Origin of the sequence: Bradyrhizobium sp. 61 (assembly GCF_023073075.1) — a bacterium.
In the GTDB taxonomy this organism is placed as follows: domain Bacteria; phylum Pseudomonadota; class Alphaproteobacteria; order Rhizobiales; family Xanthobacteraceae; genus Bradyrhizobium; species Bradyrhizobium barranii.
This window is the reverse complement of record NZ_JADPIU010000075.1, coordinates 116,491-137,142: the sequence shown is the minus strand read 5'-3', so window position 1 is coordinate 137,142 and position 20,652 is coordinate 116,491. Positions and strand designations below refer to the sequence as shown.

Below are 20,652 nucleotides of genomic sequence, written 5' to 3'. Positions count from 1 at the left end.
GAATTGCATGAAGCCCTACGTCATTTGCCTGATGCACTCCAGCCTGGACGGCCGCACGCATCCCAGCCGCTGGCGGCCGAAGGGGGCGGGCACAGACTGGTTCGAGAAGATCCATGACGAACTCGGCGGAGACGCCTGGGTGATCGGCCGCGTCACCGGCTCCGAGTTCGCCAAGGGCAAGCCCTATCCCGCAACGGCGGGCGAGACATTTCCCCGCCAAAGCTGGTTCGCGCGGCGCGATGCGAAAACCTACGGCGTCGTGCTCGACGCGCAGGGCAAGATCGGCTGGGGCCGGTCAGACATCGGCGGTGACCCGATCGTCGTGGTGCTGACCGAGGGCGTGCCGGATTCGCATCTGGCGGGGCTGCGCGACGAGGGTGTGTCCTACATCTTCGCCGGCAAGTCCGAGATCGACCTTGCGCTGACGCTGGACATCCTCAATCGGGAGTTAGGGGTGAAGCGCCTGCTGGTGGAGGGCGGCGGCGTTGCCAACGGCGCCTTCCTGCGCGCCGGCCTCATCGACGAATTCAACCTGATCCTCAGCCCCGCGATCGATGGCGCCAGGGGCGCACCCTTCGTGTTCGATTCGACGGACGCGGACAGCGACAAGCGCGCGCCGCTCGCCGCGATGACGCTGGAGAGCACGCGCGACCTCGGTGGTGGCGTTCTGCTGCTGCGGTATCTGATCAAGAACGACCCGCAAGCGATGCCCAAGTAAGGCATCGGCATGGGACAATTGGAGCACATCGTCATCGTCGGTGCCGGCGCGGCCGGGCTGATGGCGGCGCGCGCGCTGGCACGTGCGGGCAGGACGGTCACGATCCTGGAGGCGCGCGAGCGCTGCGGCGGGCGCATCGATCCGCTGCCGGCGTCGGAGTTCGGCTACCCCGCCGATGGCGGCGCCGAATTCGTCCATGGCGAGGCGCCGGTCACGCGCAAGCTTGTGCGCGATGCGGGACTGTCGCTGCAGGAGATCGAAGGCATCCAGTGGAGCTTTGACGGCACGAGGCTCTCGCACGAAGACCGTCACGATCCGCACGAGGCAGAGCTTCAAGCCGCGCTGGGGGCGTTGAAGGATGATCTCACGGTTGCCGATTTCCTGCGCCGTCATTTCGCTGAGCCCGAGTATGTTCAGCTGCGCTATTCCATAGAGCGCATGGTCGAGGGCTATGACGCCGCCGACCCCGAGCGCGCCTCGACGCTGGCGCTGCGTGAGGAATGGATGGACGGCGGGCATCACACCCAGGCGCGCATCGTCGGCGGCTATGGCGCGCTGATCGATTTTCTGGCGAGCGAGTGCCGCGGGCTTGGCGTTAAGTTTCGCTTTGGCTGCGCGGTGTCGGCGATCGAGGAGACGGGCGGCGCGCTGGCCGTCCGCTGTGCCGGCGGCGACGTGCACGGCTGCGATCGCGCGATCCTCACCGTCCCGCTGCCGTTGTTGCGCGAGATCGCGCTTCCGGAGCCCGCACGTGCGAAGGCTGCGGCGGCTGACGATATCGGCTTCGGCAGCGTGATAAAAATCCTGCTGCGGTTCGCGCGGCCGTGGTGGCGCGAGCGAAACGAAGATCTCGCGGACATGACCTTCCTGCTGTCGGACCAGTCGATCCCGGTGTGGTGGACTCGGCATCCGGACCAGCATCCCGTGCTCACCGGCTGGTTCGGCGGGCCGCGGACGGCCGAGCTTGCGAAGCTCGATCGGCAAGGGCTGATCGACGCCGGGGTCGATTCGCTTGCGGCCATCTTCGGCGTGTCGCGCGACGACATCGCGCGCGATCTCGTGGCGGCTGCGGCGACCAACTGGCTGCACGATCCCTTCGCGCGCGGCGCCTATTCCTGGGCGACGCCGCGGACGCGCGAGGCCCAGGCGATCCTCGCGCGCGCCGACGGCCCGGTGCTGTTCTCCGGCGAAGCGCTCTATCGCGGCCGCGACATGGGGACGGTCGAGGCGGCGCTGGCGAGCGGGCTGGAGATTGCGGAGATGATTTTGCGGGGATGAAAAAAGGCCCGCACAAGGCGGGCCTTAACTCTCACCAGCGGCCGCCGCCGAAGCTGAACGTTACGCCGGGACCTCCGCCACCATAATAGCCGTACGGTCCGCCGCCGTAATAGCCGTGGTGCCGCGGGTAATAGCCATAGTTCCGGTAGTGCGGACGATAGTAGCCGTGGTGGTGATGGCGCCATTGATGATGGCGATGGCCGTGGTGGTGGTGCCTGTGCTGCGCGCTGATGTCGGTGGATTGGCCGGCTGGCGCGTTCTGCTTCGCGCTGGCCTTGCCCGCCGCGTTGGCCGTGGATCCGCCGGCGAGCGCCGCAGCACCTACAGCCATCGCGACAAAGAGATACTTCATGTCATCACTCCAGTTGAGAAGTCGCGTGATAACAGATGGCTGTCCGCTGCGTTCCGGCCAGTGCGGGCGTCGAAACGACGCAGACGAAGTTCCGATCGACGTGTGAACGATATCGCGCGATCTATTGTCGCATCGCTTCGAGCGAAGCGATCACGTCGGCGGTGGCGACGATGCGCGCAAATTCGCCGTTGAGATTCGACAGCGTCATCGCATGAATCTCTTCAGCCGAATGCTTGTCGCCATCTGGTCCGATCCGGTCGAAGGTCCAGGTCGCATCGCCCACGAGGCTCGCGTCGAAACCGAGATTGCCGGCCATCCGCGTCGTCGTCTCGACGCAATGATTGGTGGTGGCGCCGCAGATCACGAGCGTCGTGATGTTGTCAGCGCGCAGGCGCGTCTCGAGATCGGTGCCGATGAAGGCGCTGTTGACGCGCTTGACGATCACCGCCTCGCCCGGCGCTTCGCGCGCCTCGTCCTTGACCGCGTAGCCGGAGCTTTGCGGCAGGAACGTCGAATTCGGCTTCGTGCCCTCGTGGCGGATGTGGAAGATCGGCGCGCCGCGCTTCCTGAATGCGGCGAGCAGATCGGCGATGCGCGCCACCGCGTCCGGATTGTTGCGCCGCTTGCCCGCCGCCTCCCATTCATCGAACGCGCGCTGAACGTCGACGACGACGAGGGCGGGGAGGGGGCTGATCATGAGGAGCGGCTTTCAGACTTGCTTGCTGCGCGAAGTATGCGGGGCGACCGACATGACAGGCAATGTCGATTTTCCCTCGTTTCGCGACAGCTCTCGTGCCCCGGCTCTACGGAACGGCGCTACGCGCTGCACCGCGTCCGGGACACGGAGAGCTGCGCGCGTGCTCGGCCCTCACGGATGCGGATCGGGAAACCCGTGGCGTTCGGAGAGCGCGGCGAGGATCGCGTCCTTGTCGGCGATGAAGGCGCGGCCGTGGTGACTGCCGGTCTGGTGCGGCGACGTCGTCCCGTCGGCCAGCACGAGCAGCGGCAGCGACTGGTTCTCCTCGCCGACCAGCGCGATCACCGGCAGCCTTGGCCGCGGCCATACGATCCGCTCAACGTCGAGCTGTTCGGCGAGCTGCGGAAATGAGGCGAGCACGCCCTCGATCAGCGCGCAATGCCAGCAATAGAAGCGCTGGCCCGGAAAGGCGGGGTCCTCGAAGCCGGGGCGCAGCAGAAACAGGCGGTCGCGAGTCATGAATCGCTCCAAAGCATGGCGCGATCATACATGGCGGCAGCAGCTGATGATGCCGTTACTTGAATGGATCCTGGATCGATGGCGACGATTGCCGGATGCGGCGCACGCTCACCGGCTTGCCGTCGGAGACGAACAGCAGCTCGTACCGGCGGCCCTCGCTGTCGGTCGCCGTGCAGGTGACGTCGGTGACCTTCCTTGCGGCGAAATTGCCGGTCTGGCGGCAGACGCCGGTCGAGGTCTGCTCGGCCGGCACCGGCAGGCCGTCGACCTTGGGGCGGTCCTTGGAATTGAGCAGCATGCGGTCGATTCGCAGCTCGTAGGAATTGTCGTCCGCGCGCTGGCCGTTCTCGCCGGAGAACGACACGACGTGGTTGGCGTCGGAGGGATCGTCGACGGCGACCGCGAAATTGACCCGGCCCTTGTCACCATGGGCGTAAGCCACCGTCTTGCAAGCGAAGGTGCGCCCCGCGACCTTCAGCGTCTTGCAGTGGCCCGACATCAGCGCCAGCAGGTCGATGAAGGCGTTTTGCGCCGGAGGGTTGTTGACAGGGATGGGCGCGGAAGACTCGGCAAAACAAGGGCTTGCGAGAGTCGCGAGGGCCGCGGCGAGGACCGGTCGGCGGAGGCGCATCATCAGGCTCGTATGCCAGGGGGCCACGGCGGCGGAAAAGTTCCGCTCAACAACGAGCGAACCACAAATTGGTTGCGATCCCGTTTGTTCAGCCAAACCCGACTGGAATACCACCGCACCACCCATCGGCGATTCATCCGATCGCCCCATCCCGTCCTAGCAGGCCACTTGCTGCCAGACCGATGTTTTTTTCGTGGCAGAGTGAGACCCCCGTTCCGATGGGATCGGAACGGAGTTCTAGCTTCCTGTTTTGACGCGTTTTCCAGACGCGAACCGGTACCCACTTCGCTCGAAAACGCTTTAGCCCGTCGCCGCCTGCCAGCGCGTATCGCGCAAGGACGGCCGGCGGTGCAGGCGGGCATCGAGCAGCGCGCGGGCGCGGGGCAGCTCGCCGCTGCGCATGAGCGCGACGATGTAGGTATCCTCGATCAGTTCGCGCTGGGCATGGCTGCCGCCGATGCGCACGACCTCGCCGAGGACGGGCGCGAGCGTTTGCACGCATGAGGTGTAATCCTCGCGGGCAAAGGCCACGAGCGCACGGCAGATCGCCGGCACCACGGGACCGGCCGGCAGCTTGCCGTCGCCGAGCCGCTGCTCGATCGCCGCAAGGCGCGCGGCGAGCGCCTCCTGGTTCTGCGTCGCGGCGGCGAACAGCGCCATGTGGACGTCGGCAAAGGGCAGGCTCGATTTTGGAAACAGTTTTTGCGCGGTGGCGTCGGCTTCGAGCCAGAGCGCTTCCGGCACGGTGTGGCCGTAAGCCGACAGACGCCAGAGCAGCGAGGCGCCGTCGGTGACGACGTTGAGCGGCGGCGCCTGCGTGGCGGAGGGCTGAAGCACGTCGGCATAGATCGCAAGCGCGCGCGCCGCATCGCCATGCTCGAGCGCGCCGAGCGCCTGATGCCAGCGGATATGGCCGTGCAGGATGCCGGCGCGGTCGTAAGAGGGAATCCACTCGTCGACGAGACGATCAGCCGCGTCGATCGAGCCGTCCTCGAACATCGCATGCAGCACGGCGTGCGCGGCGTGGGCGTTCTGACGGCGCAGGTCGAAGCCACGCTCGGTGACGCGGCGACCGCGCGCGACGTCGCCATTCTCGGTCATGGCCCAGCCGGACATGGTGAGAAACCACCAGTCCTCGCCATAATGCTGCGCGACGCGCTCGCACAGCTCGTGCCGGGCGCGGTCGTGATCGGGCATGCCGGAAAACGCGAACAGGCCGAACGCGCCGAGCGGCAGCGACAGCACCACGGCGTCGCGCGGCCAGCTCTCGACATGCTTCAGCGTCGATGCGATCGCCTCGGGCAGCCGTCCCTCGATCGCAAGCGCCAGCGTCTCGACATGCGAGCGCTCGCGCTCCGTGCCGCGTTTCGCTGTGAGCTCGCGCGCGCGTGCCGCCTTCTGCCGCGCGAGATCGCCCTGCTGATAGAAGGCATGCACGCGGGCGCGGGCGATATGGGGCAGCGCGAAATCCGGATCGGCCGCAATCGCGCGTTCCAGCGCCTCCGCCGTGCCGGTCCAGCCGGCCAGCATGAGATCGACGCCTTCGCGATAGGCGCTTGCCGCCTCGTGCGAAGACGTCGAGAGCGAAAGGCCGTAGCGGTCTTCGTGCGCCGTCATCGTCTTCAGCTCTCAAGCCGTCCGCGCGCGGCGTCCCTCGATCGGATAGGCGGGGTCGTTGTAGCCCGGCGTCGAGGGATGGCCCGGCACGACCAGTCTGTCGATCAGCGCCTCGTCATCCGCCGTGAAGCGGTAGTCGAGCGCGCGGATGTAGCCGTCCCACTGCTCCTCGGTGCGCGGGCCGGCGACGATCGAGCTGACAAAGGCGGAGTTCAGCACCCAGGCGACCGCGAACTGACCGGCCGTGATGCCTTTCGTCTCGGCATGGGTCTTGATCTCCTGCGCGAGCTGGAGCGATTCCGGCCGCCATTCGGTCTGCATCATGCGGGTGTCGTTGCGGCCGGCGCGTGTCTCCTTGTCCGGCGCGGCGTCGGGCTTGTACTTGCCGGTGAGCACGCCGCGCGCCAGCGGGCTGTAGGGGACGATGCCGAGGCCGTAATAGGAGCAGGCCGGGAAGTGCTCGACCTCGGGCATGCGGTTCATCGCGTTGTAATAGGGCTGGCTCACCGCGGGACGGTCGATGCCGAGCCGGTCGCAGATGTTGCAGATCTCGGCGACGCGCCAGGCGCGGTAGTTCGAGACGCCGAAATAGCGCACCTTGCCGGCGCGGATCAGATCGCCCATCGCGCGCACCGTCTCCTCCAGCGGCGTCGCATGGTCTTCCTTGTGCAGATAGTAGATGTCGATGTGGTCGGTGCCGAGCCGCTTCAGGCTCTCGTCCGCGGCCTGCAACACCCAGCGCCGCGACAGGCCGACACGGTTGGGATCGTCGCCCATACCAGTGTTCATGGGGTTGGCGAGTTTTGTGGCGAGCACCCAGGCGTGCCGGTTGTTGCCGATGGCGCGGCCGACGACCTCCTCGGATGCGCCCTTCGAATAGGCATCCGCCGTGTCGATGAAATTGATCCCGGCCTCATGCGCCTTGGCGATGATCCGGTTTGATGCGGCTTCATCGGTCGGCCCGCCGAACATCATGGTGCCCAGACAGATCGGCGAGACTTTCAGGCCGGTGCGGCCGAGCTGGCGGTATTGCATGGGCTGTTTCCTCAACGCTATCGAAGCTGGCAGCATAGCCAGCTAATTCCGTCATTGCGAGCGCAGCGAAGCAATCCAGAGATGCATCCGCGGAAAGATGCTGGATTGCTTCGCTGCGCTCGCAATGAGGAGATTGGGGAGGGCGCTTGCCGCACTCTCAGCTGTCATCGCCCGACTTGATCGGGCGATCCAGTATTCCAGAGACGGCTGTGATTGAGCCGAGAGGCCGCGGCGTACTGGGTCGCCCGATCAAGCCGGGCGACGACAGCGGTGGGTGTGGCTAGCAACGGCGGCAGCCCGACCGCGCGACGCTACCCCGGCCCCTTCAGGATCTTGAACACGCCATTCGCCATCACGATGCAGCGGCCGTCGACGGTGACTTCGGTGCTCATGAAGATGAGGCTGCGCGTCGAGCGCACCACGCGCGGGCGGGAGATCAGGATGTCGCCGATCTGGCCGGCCTCGACGAAATGGGTGTCGAGCTGCACCGTCGCCATGAATTCCTTGCCGGAAACGTAGCGGGCGGTCATGCCGCAGGTGCGGTCCGCGAACGTCATCATCACGCCGCCCTGGACCATGCCGCGGCGATTGTGGTGCTTGTCCTCGGTGGCGAGCGCGAATTCGTAATGGCCGTCGACCTTGCGCTCCCACAACGGGCCGACCAGGTGCAGGAAGCCCGTGGTCTCCAGGATGCTCCAGCCGTCCGATTTGAGCCTTGCGGCGGCCTTGTTGGTCATGTGGTCGTCCATTGCTGCGCGGGCCTTGCGAGCTCATTTCATCGGGGCCGGACGTGGTGTAGTCAAGCATCATGAGACCGTTCGACGATGCCACACGGCGGAATATCGCGGCTGCCTGCGCGGCCTTCACGCGGCTGCCCGAGGACGATGCGCCGGCCGCATTGAAGCGCGCCGCGGTGGCGGTTGCGCTGACCGCGGCGAGTGACGGTGATGACACCGCATTCCTGCTCACGCTGCGCGCGTCACACCTGCGCGCCCATCGCGGCCAATGGGCCTTGCCGGGCGGCCGCTGCGATGCCGGCGAGACGCCGGTCGAAGCGGCGCTGCGCGAGCTTGATGAGGAGCTTGGCCTCCGCCTTTCGCATGCGGAGGTGCTCGGCACGCTCGACGATTATCCGACTCGCTCCGGCTATCTGATCACGCCGGTGGTGGTCTGGACGGCCGACAGTGCCGCGATCCGGCCGAACCCGGATGAGGTCGCCTCGGTCCACCGCATCGCGCTCGCCACGATCGAGCATGAAGACGCGTTCGACTTCATCGCGATTCCCGAAAGCTCCCGCCGCGTGATCCGCTTCCATCACGAGACGAGCCTGATTCACGCGCCGACCGCGGCGCTGATCTACCAGTTCCGCGAGGTGCTGGCGGGACGTCACACCCGCGTCACCGAGCTGGAACAGCCGGTGTTCGCCTGGAAGTGACGATGGTAAACGGCGCGTTAACGTGACGGTTACCGGATGCCTGCTAAGAGGGCAGCATGCATCATTCGATTCGAAAACATCTCGCGCTGGTTCCATTCGCGCTCGTCCTGCTCGCGCCCACTGCGCGAGGCGGCGAGGCCGACGCGCTGCCGCCGGCCGTCCGCGATGCCAACGCCCAGTTGCTGTCGCAGTTTTTTGCGCAGGGTGGGGCGTCGCCGGCCGTGCTCGAATATCGCCGCAAGCTGCAGGAATATCAGGCGGCGCGCGCGGCCTTCGACGAAGAGGCGGGTGCCTATTGGAGCCAGATCTCCGAGAAGCGGAAAGGCCGCAACGCCAAGCGGCGCAGCGGACAGCAAGTGACGCTAGAGGATTATGTGCTGCAGCATCCGCCGCTCTATAACGGGCCGAAGCGGCCGGTGAATCCGGAACCGGAAGAAACGCCGGATCGTCCGACCAGAAAGCCGATACCGGTGGTCGCCGATCTCCTGCAGGCGGCGCGGGAGCTCTATCAGTTCACGCCGCAGCGGCCGTCCAGCGAGGTCGAGTTCAAGCGCGCCTATGCGCGCTACGCGCTCGCCTCGGGGCTGACGCGCGAGCAGGCGGTGCGGGTCTATTCGTTCGAGACCGGCGGCACCGGCAGTTACGACGTGCAGGCGGGAATCGAGCATGGCGGCAAGCGCGCGATCTCGACCGCGATGGGCTACAACCAGCTCCTGACCACCAACAGCGTCGAGCTGCTGGCCGAGCAGGGCCATGAACTCATCCGTGCGCTCTCCGAGAAGGTGGCGCGGACGTCGGGGCCGGCGCGCCAGCCGCTCGAGCACAAGCTTGCCGTGCTGAAGAAGATGGTGGCGCAGGCGAAGTCGGTGCCGGACACCTGGTCGGAGCACGAGAAGATCGGCAACACCGCGCAGGGCTGGGCCATGCATGCCATGGTGCTCGACATCGACATCGGCCCGATGCTGCAAACCCATAAGCTTTTGACTTCGGTGCTGTTCGCGCGCGCCAAGGGCTACACCCGGCCGCTCACCGCCGCCGAGCTCGAGATGATGAACCTCACCGGCGACGGCACCGGCCTCGACATGGTGACGATGCCGCAGGCGATGCGCGAGCAGGTGCCGACCTCGAACTTCTTCCAGCGCGGCGGTTACGAGCGCAACCCGGTCGCGATCCGCCACAACACGGTGGCCAAGCTGCTGGCGGTGACGGACACGCGGATGGACAGTAACAGCAACAACGCCGGCGCACGGGAGTTGGCAGGGGCGTTTTAGTCGTCGCTGCCACATCCTCCGCTGTCATGCCCCGGCTTGACCGGGGCATCCAGTACGCCGCGGCCTCTCGATTGAAGCACAACGGCCTCTGGAATACTGGATCACCCGCCCCAGTGCGCAAGCGCGCACAAGGCGGGTGATGACACCGAATGCTTGGGTTGGCCGTCGCCCCTACTGATCCGACCCGAACTTGAACTTGCCGTCGCCTTCGAGATACGGGCCGCTGCGCATGTAGAGCTGGCCGTTGTGGCCGATGAAGAACAGCGTGCCTTTCGGCACCTTCTTGGCGCCCTTCAGGAGTTCACCGGCATTGTTGGTGCCCATCTTGTAGGAGAAGGTCTTGCCGTCCTTGTCATAGGCATAGCCGGTGTCGGGCTTGAGCTCCCAGGGCGTTGCCGCGGTCTGCGCCAATGCGGGTGCGCTGAACGCGCCGAGCGCTGCAGTGAGTGCAAGTGCAAATGTCTTCGTTGAAAATGCCATCATCCCATCCTCCCCATCGTTGGGGTTGCCATCTTGAACAAATCACGAACGGCGTTTACAGGTCAATTTGCGAAAGCGCCGCAGCGCATCACGTCCTGCCCAGCAGTTTGTGATTTTCCCTTCGTCCCCGCGCGACTATGTTCCGCTTTCAGTCTAGAACGCAATTCGACAAAAATATTGGTAGGGGGATGATTCGGATGAACCAAGTCGTGAAAGCCTGCTCAGCCGCCGCGCTGTTGGTGACGGCGCTGGCGCCCGCCGCCCTGGCGGATGACTACCAACTCAGCCACAACCAGCGGATTTCGTGCAGCCGTGGCCTCGCCCCGGGCAAGCTGAACACCGCGACCTGCAAGTCTTACACCTACCTGTTCAACACCAAGACCTCGGAATATTTCCGCTGCCAGGTCTCGCTCGCGCTGACCCGCGACAACAAGGAAGTCATCAACGTCCAGACCGACGGCGGCTGCACCAAGAAGCCGCGCATTTTCGAGACCGACGGCAAATACGATTTCGACGCGACCGAGACCGAACCGCCGAACACCAACTCGTTCTTCGGTCCCGGCGGCTACTCGGTCTGGGCCGCCGACGTCACCGCGCAGAAGGTGCGCGGCTGCATCATCATCTCCTCCGGCCTCGGCTCCGACATCTCCAAGTGCCTGGACATGACCTTCCAATAAGGGCTTGCCAGCAAGAGCTTGCCAGCGCGGCGAGACACGCGCCAGACCCTGACTGCGCCACCTCGCCGCACCCCGAGGGTTCCCCAAAAATCGAGCCGGGTCAGCCGTTTACCGCAGTCCTGTTGTGACTTTTGGATGGGTTGACCCGCTTACCCCATCCGGCCAATTTCCCGGCCGGTTTGGGGAGTACAACAACCATGAAACGGACGATTTTCGGCGCGGCCGCGGCTCTTGCCCTGGCGGCGTCGGCACCTTGCGCGCATGCGCAATCCTTCATCAACGTGCTGACCGGCGGCACCTCCGGCGTCTACTATCCGCTCGGGGTCGCGATCGGAAAGATTTACGGTGACAAGATTCCGAACGTGAAGACGCAGGTGCAGGCCACCAAGGCGTCGGTCGAGAACCTGATCCTGCTCCAGCAGGGCCGCGGCGAAATTGCGTTCACGCTGGGTGACTCGCTCAAAGCCGCCTGGGAGGGCGACGAGGAAGCCGGCTTCAAGACCAAGCTGGACAAGCTGCGCACCATCGGCGCGATCTATCCGAACTACATCCAGATTGTCGCGACCGCCGAATCGGGCATCAAGACGCTCGCAGATCTCAAGGGCAAGAGCCTCTCGGTCGGCGCGCCGAAGTCGGGCACCGAGCTCAATTCCCGTGCGATCCTCGCGGCCGCAGGTATGACCTATAAGGACCTCGGCAAGGTCGAATATCTGCCGTTCGCCGAGTCCGTCGACCTCATGAAGAACCGCCAGTTGGGCGCGACGCTTCAATCGGCCGGCCTTGGCGTCGCCTCGCTGAAGGATCTCTCGAGTTCGGCCTCGATCACCGTGGTGTCGGTGCCGAAGGAGACCATCGACAAGATCGGCCCGCCCTTCATCTCGGCAATCATTCCGGCCAATACCTATACCGGCCAGGACAAGGACGTGCCGACCGCGGCCGTGGTCAACTATCTCGTGACGAGCTCCGCGGTGTCGGACGACCTCGCCTACCAGATGACCAAGCTGATCTTCGAGTCGCTGCCCGAATTGCAGAACGCCCATGCCGCGGGCAAGGAGATCAAGCTCGAGACGGCCGCCACCGGCAGCCCGGTTCCGCTGCATCCCGGCGCGATCCGCTATTACAAGGAAAAAGGGCTGATCAAGTAGTCAGCTTTCGTTATCGGACGTCATGGCCGGGCAAAAGCGCGAAGCGCGTCTTCGCGCAGATGTGCCGGCCATCCACGTTCTAAGGCTAGGCGAGAAAGTCCGTGGATGCTCGGGACAAGCCCGGGCATGACGGTCTCGAGACGCTGTGCGATGTTAAAAGCGCTGGACGGTTGGGGACATATCGATGTTGCAGGCAGAGGGCTCCGCAGGGCCTATCAAGGTTGAATTCGACAATTTCGAGCACGGTTTTCCGGAAGGTTTTGGTCCGGGCTGGTGGGGCACTCTCGCCTACTGGATCGGCATTGCCTTCGCCACCTTCCAGCTCTATGTCGCCGCCTTCAACTATCTGCCGAGCCAGGTGGTGCGCGGCGTCCATGTCGGCTTCCTCGTTCTCCTCACCTTCGGCCTGATCGCCAACTTTACCGCGAAGAGCGATGTCGGCCGTACGCTCGGCTGGGTGATCGGCGGCGCCGGCTTCTTCTGCGGCCTCTACCAGTGGATCTTCTATGCCGACCTGATCGCGCGCGACGGCGATCCGACGCGGCTCGATCTTGCGGTCGGCACCCTGCTCGCGGTCCTGATCTTCGAGGGCACTCGGCGGCTGATGGGCGCGGCGCTGCCGCTGATGTGCGGCGCGTGTCTTCTCTACTGGTTCTTCGGCCAATACCTGCCGTCGCCGCTCAACCATCGCGGCTACGACTTCGACCAGATCGTCACGCATCTATCGTTCGGCACCGAAGGTTTTTACGGCGTGCCGATCTACGTCTCGGCGACCTACATCTTCCTGTTCATCCTGTTCGGCTCGTTCCTGGAGCGCGCCGGCATGATCCAGCTGTTCACCGACGTTTCTCTTGGGCTATTTGGCAGGACCCGCGGCGGCCCGGCCAAGGTCGCGGTGTTCGCCTCGGGCATGATGGGCACGATCTCCGGCTCCGGCGTAGCCAACGTCGTCACCGTCGGCCAGTTCACAATTCCGCTGATGATCAGATTCGGCTATCGCCGCGCCTTTGCCGCCGGTGTCGAGGCGACGGCCTCGATGGGCGGCCAGATCATGCCGCCGGTGATGGGCGCGGTCGCGTTCATCATGGCGGAGACGCTCGGCGTTCAATATTCGGAGATCGTGAAAGCGGCCGCGATTCCGGCCATCCTCTATTTCGCCTCCGCCTTCTGGATGGTGCATCTGGAAGCCGGCAAGCACGGTCTCGTCGGCATGAAGCGCTCGGAGATCCCGAGCGCCTGGAAGGCGCTGGTGACGCGCTGGTACCTCGTGCTGCCGCTCGCCGCGCTCGTCTACATGCTGTTCGAGGGCTTTACGCCGCTCTATGCCGGCAGCATGGGCCTTGCGCTCACGGTGACGCTGATCCTGGGCGCCAGCATCACGGCCGGCGCCTCCTCGATGGTCGTCCGCTCCATCTTCTGGATCGGACTTGCGCTCGTCGTCGGCGCGCTGTCGCGCGACGGTCTCCAGATCGTGCCGGTCGCGAGCGTCGTCGTCGGCCTGATCGTGATCACCGCGTTCGTCCGTGGTGGGTTCAAGGCCCTGCGCGAGTGCCGCGATGCGCTGGCCGAAAGTGCCAAGTCCGCCATCACCGTCGGCATGGCCTGCGCCATCGTCGGCGTCATCATCGGCATGATGTCGCAGACCGGCGTCGGCAACATTTTTGGCAGCTGGGTGATCGGTCTCGGCGAGAAGAGCCTGTTCCTGGCGTTGATCATGACCATGCTGCTGTCGATCCTGCTCGGCACCGGCATCCCGACCATCCCGACCTACATCATCACCGCCGCGCTCGCTGCGCCGGCGCTGGCGAAGCTCGGTGTGCCCCTGATCGCGAGCCACATGTTCGCGTTCTATTACGGCATCATGGCCGACCTCTCGCCGCCGGTGGCACTCGCCGCATTGGCGGCGGCGCCGATCGCGAAGGAGAATCCGGACAAGATCGGCTGGGAGGCGATGCGTATCGCGCTCGCCGGTTATGTCATCCCCTTCATCTTCGTCTATTCGCCGGCGCTGATGCTGCAGGCCGGCGATCCCATGGCGGCCAAGCTCGGCTTCTATGGTGCGGTGGCGCTCGCGACCCTGAAGGCGCTGGTGGCGATCGGCCTGTTCGGCATGGTCGCGATCGGTTTTCTGTTCACGCGCATGACGCTGCTTGAACGCGCACTCGCGCTCGGCGCCGCGCTGTGCCTGCTCGGTGACTTCCCGTTCAGCGATACCGCCGGCTTTACGCTCTCCGCCGCGCTTCTGCTGTGGCAATGGCGGCAGCGTCCGCCCGCCGTCGTCGAAGCCGCGTGAGCCTCTGCTTCGCAACAGCGGGTGGCGTGAAAGCGCTGGCGCTTTCCGCCTTCACGCTGGTGTGGACGCATTCGATCGCGAAGGTCGATTGGCAGGAGGACTGGCGCGTCACGCCTGCCGGCCTCGAACTGGTGCAGGCGCGGGTCAAAGGCACCGGGCCCGGCATGGAGCCGCCGCCCGAGGCACGGCTCGTCGACGGCTGGTTTCAATGGCGGCCGCAGCGTGCGCCGATGCCGGAGGTCGTGCTTGGCAATTCCGGCGCGGCCGGGGAATGGCGGTTATGCCATGATGGAAGCTGCCGGACTCTTTCGGAGATTGTCGGGCATCCCATCGGTGCTAACGTCACCACGATGAAGGTCTGTAACGATCCGTAGCTCGCCACGCCCGGGCTACAATTAACAACAACACGGGAGACACGCGATGGATCGGCTCAAGGGCAAGGTTGCGATGGTGGTGGGCGCCGGCTCGATCGGGCCCGGCTGGGGCAACGGCAAGGCGACCGCGGTGACCTTTGCGCGCGAGGGCGCGCAGGTGTTTTGCGTCGATCGCAACGGTGCCGCAGCCGAGGAGACCGCGAAGATCATCACGGGTGAGGGCGGCAATGCGACTGCCTTCACCGCGGACGTCTCGCGCGCGAGCGAGATCGAGGCGATGGTGGCGGCGTGCCTGAAAGCCTATGGCCGCATCGATGTGCTCGACAACAATGTCGGCATCGCCGAGATGGGCAGCGTGGTCGAGGTCGCCGAGGAGAGCTGGGACCGCGTCTTCACTGTCAACCTCAAGAGCGCCTATCTCGCCATGAAGCACATCGTCCCCGTGATGGTGAAGCAGGGCGGCGGCTCGATCATCAACATCTCCTCGATCGCCTCGATCCGGCATGTTGGGATTTCCTATGTCAGCTACAACGCCAGCAAGGCCGCGATGAACCAGCTGACGCGCTCGACCGCGATCGAGTTCGCGAAGAACCATGTGCGGGTGAATGCAATCCTGCCTGGCCTGATGAAAACGCCGATGGTGGAGCATTCCGCGGGTCTCGCGAATAGCTACGCCAAGGGCGACGTCGAAGCGATGTGGCGCGCCCGCGATGCGCAGGTGCCGATGGGGCACATGGGTGAGGCCTGGGACGTCGCCAATGCCGCGCTGTTCCTAGCGTCGGACGAGTCGAAATATGTGACGGGGATCGAGCTCGTGGTCGACGGCGGGATCACGTGCAAGGCGGGGGCCTAAGGCGCATCATACTCCGCTGTCGTCCCGGGGCGCGCAAAGCGCGAACCCGGGACCCATAACCACAGGCCAGAGTTGTTTTGCTAAGCTGTAACTCCGAGTCTTCGTAACCACGCCGGCCTGTGGTTATGGGTCCCGGATCGGCGCTAAGCTTGTCCGGGACGACAGCGGTAACTACTGCGCCAGCGCCAGAATCCCGCCGGCGAACGAATGCCACGCGGCACTCTCGCTGATCGGCCAGTTCAGCACCTTTACTGCCAGCAGCGCGAGCGTGCCGTAAATGTAGACCGGGTGCACGCGGCCATCGATGCGCCAGTCGCGCACCATGGCGACGACGAGCAGGAGCGAAGCGACCACGGCCGGGGCGATCGTGACGGGTACCGGCGGCGGGCCGGGCGGACCGGGAGGCGCGAGGAAGGTAATGAACCAGCGCGCGATCGCGGCGTCGAGGATCGAGACCGCGGCAAGCAGCATCAGGCGTTTGTGAATCTCGGGCTTTCGCGTGTTCATGATCGCGAGCACGAACACCACCGCGAAGAACGCGATGCCGCTCATCGGCACGATCGAGAAGCCGATGCCGGCATCCTTCTGGCCGAGCGCCGCGGCGTGCTGCATCACATGCACCGAGGCGAGAAAGCCGAAGATCGTCATCGCGGTCGCAAGCGACACGCCGGCAATCCCGAGCGCACGGTGATTGACCACGCGGCCCGACGCCGCGAGCCAGGTCTGAATCACGAAATAGAGAGACCAGGTGAAGAACAGGAGCCCGTGAAAATGAATCACCGGGCTCGCGGAAAACGTCCGCTGCGCGAGCGGTACGAAATAGGTCGGCGCGAAGCCGAGAAACGCGGTGGCTGCGCAGGCCAGTGCCATATTGAGATAAAAATATCGTGCAGGCGACGCATCACGCGCGCGTACACGACGGTCGTCGATCAAGGTCGTCATCTGGAATGAGTCTGGAGAGGCGGTGTTTGGTTCAACGCCCCCGCTGTCGTCCCGGGGCGCGCGCAGCGCGAGCCCGGGACCCATAACCACAGGGAGCGGTTGTCGCGCGAGCTGGCAACTCCGAGTCTTCGCAAAACCATGGCCTGTGGTTATGGGTCCCGGATCTGCGCTTCGCTTGTCCGGGACGACAGCGGTGTTTGCGGATCTATCCGCCGGCGCTCAATTCTGCGCGATCGAGCTCTTCCTCGATCCGGTGAAACGCGTCGTCGCCGATCACCTCGGTATCGCGAAGGCCGAGGATCGATTTGCGCGCGGCCTCGATGGCGCGGCGGCGCAGCGGATCGGCGGGCAACTCGCCGCTGGCGATGCCGCCGTGCGGATCGTCGTCGGCCTGCATCAGGATGGCGCGGTATTCGAGCCGCAGGATTTCCGCCTCCTCCGACGGATCGTCCTCGATCGCATCGAGCGCGGCGCGATAGGCGACTGCGCGGGCGCGCGCGACCTCGATACCGACGGGATCGTCGTCCTTGAGGCCGAAGGCGAGAATCAGCGGCCGCAGCGTCAGGCCCTGGATGACCAGCGAGCCCAGCACCACCGCAAAGGCGATGAAGACGATGAAGTCGCGATAGGGGAAGCTTTCCGGCAGGGCGAAGGCGGTGGCGAGCGTGACGAGACCGCGCATGCCGCACCAGGAGATGATGAGGCCACCCTTCGGCGAGGCAACCTGCTTGGGATCTTTCGGGTGATAGAGCCCGTGCGCGATCAGGACGCGCAGCGTCGCGCGGTAGAACGTGATCCAGGCAAGCCGCACCAGGACCACCGTGAGCAGGATCCAGGCGGCGGCCACGCAATATTCCCAGCGCACCTCCGCGTCCAACCGCGTCCAGATCGGCCGCATCTGCATGCCGATCAGCATGAAGGCGAGCACGTTGAGCACGAACACCATCGTCTCCCAGACCGCATAGGACGGCACCCTCAACCGCGCCGGCATGCGCGCCCCCGCCGTGCGCGCGACGGTGATGGCGTAGACGACGATGGTGAGGATGCCGGAGAGGCCGAGATGCTCGGCTGCGATCCAGACCATGAAGGTGGTGGCGAACTGCACGATGATCGCGCTCGGCGCTTCCTTCACGCGTTCCAGGAACAGCGGGATGATGCGCCCGGCCAAAAGACCGGCGAGGACGCTGCCGACCAGCCCGAGTGCAATCGTCGGCGCGACCTCGCTCCATTTCAGATGCTCCATGACGACAGCGCCGACCGCGATGCGATAGATCAGAAGCGCGCTGGCGTCGTTGAGCAGGCTCTCGCCTTCCAGGACCTTCACCATGCGATAGGGCAGCTTGACCTGGCTCAGGATCGCAACCGCTGCCGCGGCATCCGGCGGGGCCACGATGGCGCCGAGCGCAATGGCGGCGGCCCAGGGCATGTCAGGCATCAGCCGGTGCGCGACGAAGGCCACGCCGACCGTGGTCAGGCCGACCGCGGCGACCACCAGGGTCGAGACCGGAACCCAGTTGTTGCGGAGATCGCGCAGCGAGGTGTCGAAGGCGGCATCCATTAGCACCGGTGCGACAAAAAGTGCCAAGGCGAGGTCGGGTTCGAGCGTCCAGGAGGGGCTGTTCGGCACGAAGGCGATCAGCGCGCCGCCGATGGCGAGAAAGGTCGGGTAGGGGACCTTGATCCGCCGCGCCAGCGCCGATAATGCAACGGCGCCGAGCAGAAGCACGATGATCCATTCGAATGTCGACACGTTGATCCCCGAAACCGATTTTGGCTGTGCCACAAGCTAGCACCAATCCGGCCGTATGATGGATAGTGCACCCTCAAGGCAAGGCTCAAGCCAAGACCCAAGCCAAGACCCAGGCCAAGACTCAAGCCAAGACTTTCCGACTGCAGCTAGCATGCGTTCTCAAAATCTCATTCGATTGTCCGGCGCGGTGGCGCTCTGTGTGCTTTCGCTCGGGGCGGCCCATGCCGCCACCGGCGGCGAGCCCGCCGCCGTCGTGCAGGTCGATGTCGCGCCGTGCCTCGCTGCTGCTGCCGCCGACGACATGGACAAGGCCGGCTCCGCCTGCGCGTCCGTCATCGACAACGAGAAGACGGCCAAGGCGGACCTGGTCAAGGCGCTGGTCGCGCGCGGCGCGCTTTATGCGCGGCATGACCAGGTCGACCGCGCGATCGCCGACGACAGCCGCGCTCTTCAGCTCGATCCGACCCTGGCCGACCTCTTCAACGCCCGCGGCGAGCTCTGGCTGAAGAAGGGCGATAAGCCGAAGGCGGTGCAGGATTTCGGCGCCGCGCTGAAGATCGATCCGAACCACGAGAAGGCCAAGGCCAATCACAAGGCGATGGCGCGCGAGCTCGAGCGGATCGGCGCGCAGATGGCGGTGGCCGGCAAGCCCAGCTTCAATTGCAGGAGTGCGGCCCGGGCGGTCGAGAAGGCGATCTGCGCCAACCGCGAGCTCGCCGATCTCGATCGGGAGATTTTTGCATCGAATGCCCGCGTGATCCGGGAGGCGCGCAATCCTGCGGAAGCCAAGGCGCTCCAGCGCGCGCAGGACGAATTCATTGCCCGCCGCAATGCTGGTTATGGGCGGGCCGGGTACGATCTGAAGAAGGCGATGCAGGAGCGGCTGCAGCGGATCAACGGGGTGGACGGGTATTGAGGGCTTCCTTCGCCTCTCCCCGCAAGCGGGGCGAGGGAGTGCAGGCGCCCGTGCGTCCCTAACAGGCCCGAATTGAACCCATTCTTCGCCCGCCGCGACAATGGTGAACACCTGATGTCACGGAGTCTTCCTGATGTGCGGCACGCGTTCTTCCGCGCAAATGTTCCCGTTTGCCAAAATCCCGCTTCGCGCCTTCCTGCTCAGCGCCGCGATGAGCCTGGTCCTCGCCGCCCCGGCCTCTGCTGCCGTCGATTGCGTGATGGGCAGCAAGACTGTGCCTGCCGAACTGATCACGGCGTGCGGCGCCATCATCGACCAGACCACCAATTCGAGCTCAGACCGCGCCGCCGCGCTGCTGGTGCGCGCCGACGCCAATGCGCGAACCTCAGGCGGCCTCACGCAGGCGCTGCGGGATATCGACCGCGCCATCGCGCTGGACGGCAAGAATGCAAAGGCATGGCGCCTGCGCGGCGACCTGCTGCGCGAGGCCGGCGGCGATCTCAACCGTGCCGCAGCTGATCTCAGCAAGGCCATCGAACTCGATCCGCAGGACGCGGAAGCCTACGAGCTGCGCGGCGTCGTCTACACCAATCAGCGCCGGCTCGACCGCGCGCTCGCCGATTACGATCAGGCGATCAAGCTGAAGCCGGATGATGCGCAGGCCTGGTCCGACCGCGGCGTGAACTATTATCTCGGCGGCGACAACGAGAAGGCGATCCGCGATCTCAGCGAGGCGCTGCGGCTCGATCCGAACCGGCCGCGCGCCTACACCAATCGCGGCGCGGCCTACAAGAAGCTCGGCCAGCTCGACAAGGCGGTCGCCGATGACGGCGAGGCGATCAGGCTCGATCCGAAGGTCCCCGAATATTACGACAATCGTGGCCTGGTGCTGGCCGCGATGGGTGAGTACGACAAGGCGATCGCCGACTACGACCAGGCGCTGCGGCTGGCGCCGCGGCCGAACTTCTTCACCAACCGCGGCGACTCTTACCAGCTCAAGGGCGAGCTTGGCGCGGCGCTCAGCGACTACGAGGCTGCGCTGAAGATCGATCCGAATTTCGCGCAGACCTTCAACAACCGCGCGGTGCTCTACAAGAAGATGGGCGAACGCAAGAAGGCGCTGGCCGATTACGAGACGGCGCTGAAGCTCGATCCCGGCAACGAGAATGCCGCCAACGGCCGCCGCAGCATGATCGCGGAGATTGCGAAGTTCGGCGCCGAGCCGCTGCATCCGCTCGCGGCGAGTTCCGGCAACGGCCCGTCGTTCGATTGCGCCACGGCGAAGCGCGAGGTCGAGAAGGTGATCTGCGCCGATCCGCAACTCGGCGTGCTCGATCGCCAGATTGCCGAGACCTATGAGCGGGTGCTGAAGGCCACGAAAGGCCGTTCGGCCGGCGACCTGCGCAAGACCCAGCGCGATTTCCTCGCCACGCGTGATGCCAGCTTCCGCCGTCCGGGCTACGATCTGAAGAAGATCATGCAGGAACGGTTGCAGCGGCTGAATGCGATGGAGAGTTGAGGCGCCTCTACGCGCACACTGCGTTCCCTCCCCCCTTGCGGGGGAGGGTTAGGGAGAGGGGTGGCCACAAACTCCAGACAGAGTTCGTGGCCACCCCTCTCTCCCGCTCTCCCCCGCAAGGGGGGAGAGGGCTCACCTTTGTCGTGGCTC

The 20,652-nt window shown here is 65.4% G+C and carries 21 protein-coding genes; 11 read left to right on the top strand and 10 right to left on the bottom strand.

The window, feature by feature from the left end:
• Positions 1 to 7: 7 nt before the first annotated feature.
• Together IVB46_RS29045 and IVB46_RS29040 are read left to right on the top strand one after the other, a co-directional pair.
• Entirely contained in the window at positions 8 to 718 is a 711-nt protein-coding gene (locus tag IVB46_RS29045; RefSeq protein ID WP_247313510.1) for a dihydrofolate reductase family protein, read from the top strand.
• Between the two features lie 9 nt (positions 719 to 727).
• The gene (locus IVB46_RS29040) at positions 728 to 1,996 is read left to right on the top strand and encodes an NAD(P)/FAD-dependent oxidoreductase (RefSeq protein ID WP_247313507.1); all 1,269 of its coding nucleotides are present in this window, start codon (positions 728 to 730) and stop codon (positions 1,994 to 1,996) included.
• 31 nt (positions 1,997 to 2,027) lie between these two features.
• Here IVB46_RS29040 and IVB46_RS29035 read toward each other — a convergent pair whose 3' ends face one another.
• The 7 genes from IVB46_RS29035 to IVB46_RS29005 form a co-directional block, all read right to left on the bottom strand.
• Positions 2,028 to 2,348, bottom strand: coding sequence for a hypothetical protein (locus IVB46_RS29035; RefSeq protein WP_085400922.1), 321 nt, complete (start codon positions 2,346 to 2,348; stop codon positions 2,028 to 2,030).
• 121 nt (positions 2,349 to 2,469) lie between these two features.
• Positions 2,470 to 3,045: a cysteine hydrolase family protein gene (locus tag IVB46_RS29030; protein WP_247313505.1), complete on the bottom strand. Its 576-nt coding sequence runs from the start codon at positions 3,043 to 3,045 to the stop codon at positions 2,470 to 2,472.
• A 171-nt stretch (positions 3,046 to 3,216) separates the two neighbouring features.
• Entirely contained in the window at positions 3,217 to 3,564 is a 348-nt protein-coding gene (locus tag IVB46_RS29025; RefSeq protein WP_247313503.1) for a DUF3088 domain-containing protein, read from the bottom strand.
• A 55-nt stretch (positions 3,565 to 3,619) separates the two neighbouring features.
• On the bottom strand, positions 3,620 to 4,195 hold the full coding sequence (locus IVB46_RS29020; protein WP_071917092.1) for a hypothetical protein: 576 nt from the start codon (positions 4,193 to 4,195) through the stop codon (positions 3,620 to 3,622).
• A 300-nt stretch (positions 4,196 to 4,495) separates the two neighbouring features.
• Complete coding sequence (locus tag IVB46_RS29015; protein ID WP_247313500.1) at positions 4,496 to 5,812, bottom strand: tetratricopeptide repeat protein; 1,317 nt, start codon at positions 5,810 to 5,812, stop codon at positions 4,496 to 4,498.
• A 12-nt stretch (positions 5,813 to 5,824) separates the two neighbouring features.
• A complete protein-coding gene (locus tag IVB46_RS29010) occupies positions 5,825 to 6,847 on the bottom strand; it encodes an aldo/keto reductase (protein ID WP_208068167.1) in 1,023 nt (340 codons plus the stop codon).
• A gap of 311 nt (positions 6,848 to 7,158) precedes the next feature.
• On the bottom strand, positions 7,159 to 7,584 hold the full coding sequence (locus IVB46_RS29005) for a PaaI family thioesterase (protein WP_247313497.1): 426 nt from the start codon (positions 7,582 to 7,584) through the stop codon (positions 7,159 to 7,161).
• A 71-nt stretch (positions 7,585 to 7,655) separates the two neighbouring features.
• Between IVB46_RS29005 and IVB46_RS29000 the strand changes: the two genes are divergently transcribed.
• The gene (locus IVB46_RS29000; RefSeq protein WP_063985864.1) at positions 7,656 to 8,282 is read left to right on the top strand and encodes a CoA pyrophosphatase; all 627 of its coding nucleotides are present in this window, start codon (positions 7,656 to 7,658) and stop codon (positions 8,280 to 8,282) included.
• A gap of 56 nt (positions 8,283 to 8,338) precedes the next feature.
• Positions 8,339 to 9,553: a hypothetical protein gene (locus IVB46_RS28995; protein ID WP_247313494.1), complete on the top strand. Its 1,215-nt coding sequence runs from the start codon at positions 8,339 to 8,341 to the stop codon at positions 9,551 to 9,553.
• Between the two features lie 171 nt (positions 9,554 to 9,724).
• Here the strand turns inward: IVB46_RS28995 and IVB46_RS28990 are convergent, their stop codons facing one another.
• Complete coding sequence (locus tag IVB46_RS28990) at positions 9,725 to 10,033, bottom strand: hypothetical protein (protein WP_247313908.1); 309 nt, start codon at positions 10,031 to 10,033, stop codon at positions 9,725 to 9,727.
• Positions 10,034 to 10,230: 197 nt separating this feature from the next.
• Between IVB46_RS28990 and IVB46_RS28985 the strand changes: the two genes are divergently transcribed.
• From IVB46_RS28985 to IVB46_RS28965, 5 genes are all read left to right on the top strand, one after another.
• The gene (locus IVB46_RS28985) at positions 10,231 to 10,710 is read left to right on the top strand and encodes a hypothetical protein (RefSeq protein WP_247343980.1); all 480 of its coding nucleotides are present in this window, start codon (positions 10,231 to 10,233) and stop codon (positions 10,708 to 10,710) included.
• 197 nt (positions 10,711 to 10,907) lie between these two features.
• On the top strand, positions 10,908 to 11,855 hold the full coding sequence (locus IVB46_RS28980) for a TAXI family TRAP transporter solute-binding subunit (RefSeq protein ID WP_166104196.1): 948 nt from the start codon (positions 10,908 to 10,910) through the stop codon (positions 11,853 to 11,855).
• Positions 11,856 to 12,039: 184 nt separating this feature from the next.
• Positions 12,040 to 14,148, top strand: a complete 2,109-nt coding sequence (locus IVB46_RS28975) for a TRAP transporter permease (protein WP_247343976.1) — start codon at positions 12,040 to 12,042, stop codon at positions 14,146 to 14,148.
• Positions 14,109 to 14,522 (top strand): DUF1850 domain-containing protein, encoded by a 414-nt coding sequence (locus IVB46_RS28970; RefSeq protein WP_247313489.1) that lies wholly within the window; start codon positions 14,109 to 14,111, stop codon positions 14,520 to 14,522. The genes IVB46_RS28975 and IVB46_RS28970 overlap by 40 nt, the downstream gene beginning before the upstream one ends.
• Positions 14,523 to 14,568: 46 nt before the next feature.
• A complete protein-coding gene (locus IVB46_RS28965; RefSeq protein ID WP_085400938.1) occupies positions 14,569 to 15,375 on the top strand; it encodes a glucose 1-dehydrogenase in 807 nt (268 codons plus the stop codon).
• A gap of 171 nt (positions 15,376 to 15,546) precedes the next feature.
• Here IVB46_RS28965 and IVB46_RS28960 read toward each other — a convergent pair whose 3' ends face one another.
• Positions 15,547 to 16,317, bottom strand: a complete 771-nt coding sequence (locus IVB46_RS28960) for a hypothetical protein (RefSeq protein WP_247313486.1) — start codon at positions 16,315 to 16,317, stop codon at positions 15,547 to 15,549.
• A gap of 205 nt (positions 16,318 to 16,522) precedes the next feature.
• Entirely contained in the window at positions 16,523 to 18,100 is a 1,578-nt protein-coding gene (locus IVB46_RS28955; protein ID WP_085400941.1) for a sodium:proton antiporter, read from the bottom strand.
• Positions 18,101 to 18,218: 118 nt separating this feature from the next.
• Between IVB46_RS28955 and IVB46_RS28950 the strand changes: the two genes are divergently transcribed.
• Positions 18,219 to 18,983, top strand: coding sequence for a tetratricopeptide repeat protein (locus IVB46_RS28950; protein WP_071909282.1), 765 nt, complete (start codon positions 18,219 to 18,221; stop codon positions 18,981 to 18,983).
• Positions 18,984 to 19,116: 133 nt separating this feature from the next.
• Positions 19,117 to 20,502 carry a tetratricopeptide repeat protein gene (locus IVB46_RS28945; RefSeq protein ID WP_247313483.1) on the top strand — a complete coding sequence of 462 codons (1,386 nt, stop codon included), beginning with the start codon at positions 19,117 to 19,119 and terminating at the stop codon, positions 20,500 to 20,502.
• Positions 20,503 to 20,652 lie beyond the last annotated feature (150 nt).

Bases quoted from the DNA above. Each gene is read 5' to 3' on its own strand.
- IVB46_RS28975 (WP_247343976.1), top strand. From the start codon at position 12,040: ATGTTGCAGGCAGAGGGCTCCGCAGGGCCTATCAAGGTTGAATTCGAC.
- IVB46_RS29000 (WP_063985864.1), top strand. From the start codon at position 7,656: ATGAGACCGTTCGACGATGCCACACGGCGGAATATCGCGGCTGCCTGC.
- IVB46_RS28980 (WP_166104196.1), top strand. From the start codon at position 10,908: ATGAAACGGACGATTTTCGGCGCGGCCGCGGCTCTTGCCCTGGCGGCG.
- IVB46_RS28960 (WP_247313486.1), bottom strand. From the start codon at position 16,317: ATGACGACCTTGATCGACGACCGTCGTGTACGCGCGCGTGATGCGTCG.
- IVB46_RS29025 (WP_247313503.1), bottom strand. From the start codon at position 3,564: ATGACTCGCGACCGCCTGTTTCTGCTGCGCCCCGGCTTCGAGGACCCC.
- IVB46_RS28990 (WP_247313908.1), bottom strand. From the start codon at position 10,033: ATGGCATTTTCAACGAAGACATTTGCACTTGCACTCACTGCAGCGCTC.
- IVB46_RS28970 (WP_247313489.1), top strand. From the start codon at position 14,109: ATGGCGGCAGCGTCCGCCCGCCGTCGTCGAAGCCGCGTGAGCCTCTGC.
- IVB46_RS29005 (WP_247313497.1), bottom strand. From the start codon at position 7,584: ATGACCAACAAGGCCGCCGCAAGGCTCAAATCGGACGGCTGGAGCATC.
- IVB46_RS29035 (WP_085400922.1), bottom strand. From the start codon at position 2,348: ATGAAGTATCTCTTTGTCGCGATGGCTGTAGGTGCTGCGGCGCTCGCC.
- IVB46_RS29020 (WP_071917092.1), bottom strand. From the start codon at position 4,195: ATGCGCCTCCGCCGACCGGTCCTCGCCGCGGCCCTCGCGACTCTCGCA.
- IVB46_RS29030 (WP_247313505.1), bottom strand. From the start codon at position 3,045: ATGATCAGCCCCCTCCCCGCCCTCGTCGTCGTCGACGTTCAGCGCGCG.
- IVB46_RS29010 (WP_208068167.1), bottom strand. From the start codon at position 6,847: ATGCAATACCGCCAGCTCGGCCGCACCGGCCTGAAAGTCTCGCCGATC.
- IVB46_RS29040 (WP_247313507.1), top strand. From the start codon at position 728: ATGGGACAATTGGAGCACATCGTCATCGTCGGTGCCGGCGCGGCCGGG.
- IVB46_RS28945 (WP_247313483.1), top strand. From the start codon at position 19,117: ATGTGCGGCACGCGTTCTTCCGCGCAAATGTTCCCGTTTGCCAAAATC.
- IVB46_RS29015 (WP_247313500.1), bottom strand. From the start codon at position 5,812: ATGACGGCGCACGAAGACCGCTACGGCCTTTCGCTCTCGACGTCTTCG.
- IVB46_RS28950 (WP_071909282.1), top strand. From the start codon at position 18,219: ATGCGTTCTCAAAATCTCATTCGATTGTCCGGCGCGGTGGCGCTCTGT.
- IVB46_RS29045 (WP_247313510.1), top strand. From the start codon at position 8: ATGAAGCCCTACGTCATTTGCCTGATGCACTCCAGCCTGGACGGCCGC.
- IVB46_RS28995 (WP_247313494.1), top strand. From the start codon at position 8,339: ATGCATCATTCGATTCGAAAACATCTCGCGCTGGTTCCATTCGCGCTC.
- IVB46_RS28985 (WP_247343980.1), top strand. From the start codon at position 10,231: ATGAACCAAGTCGTGAAAGCCTGCTCAGCCGCCGCGCTGTTGGTGACG.
- IVB46_RS28965 (WP_085400938.1), top strand. From the start codon at position 14,569: ATGGATCGGCTCAAGGGCAAGGTTGCGATGGTGGTGGGCGCCGGCTCG.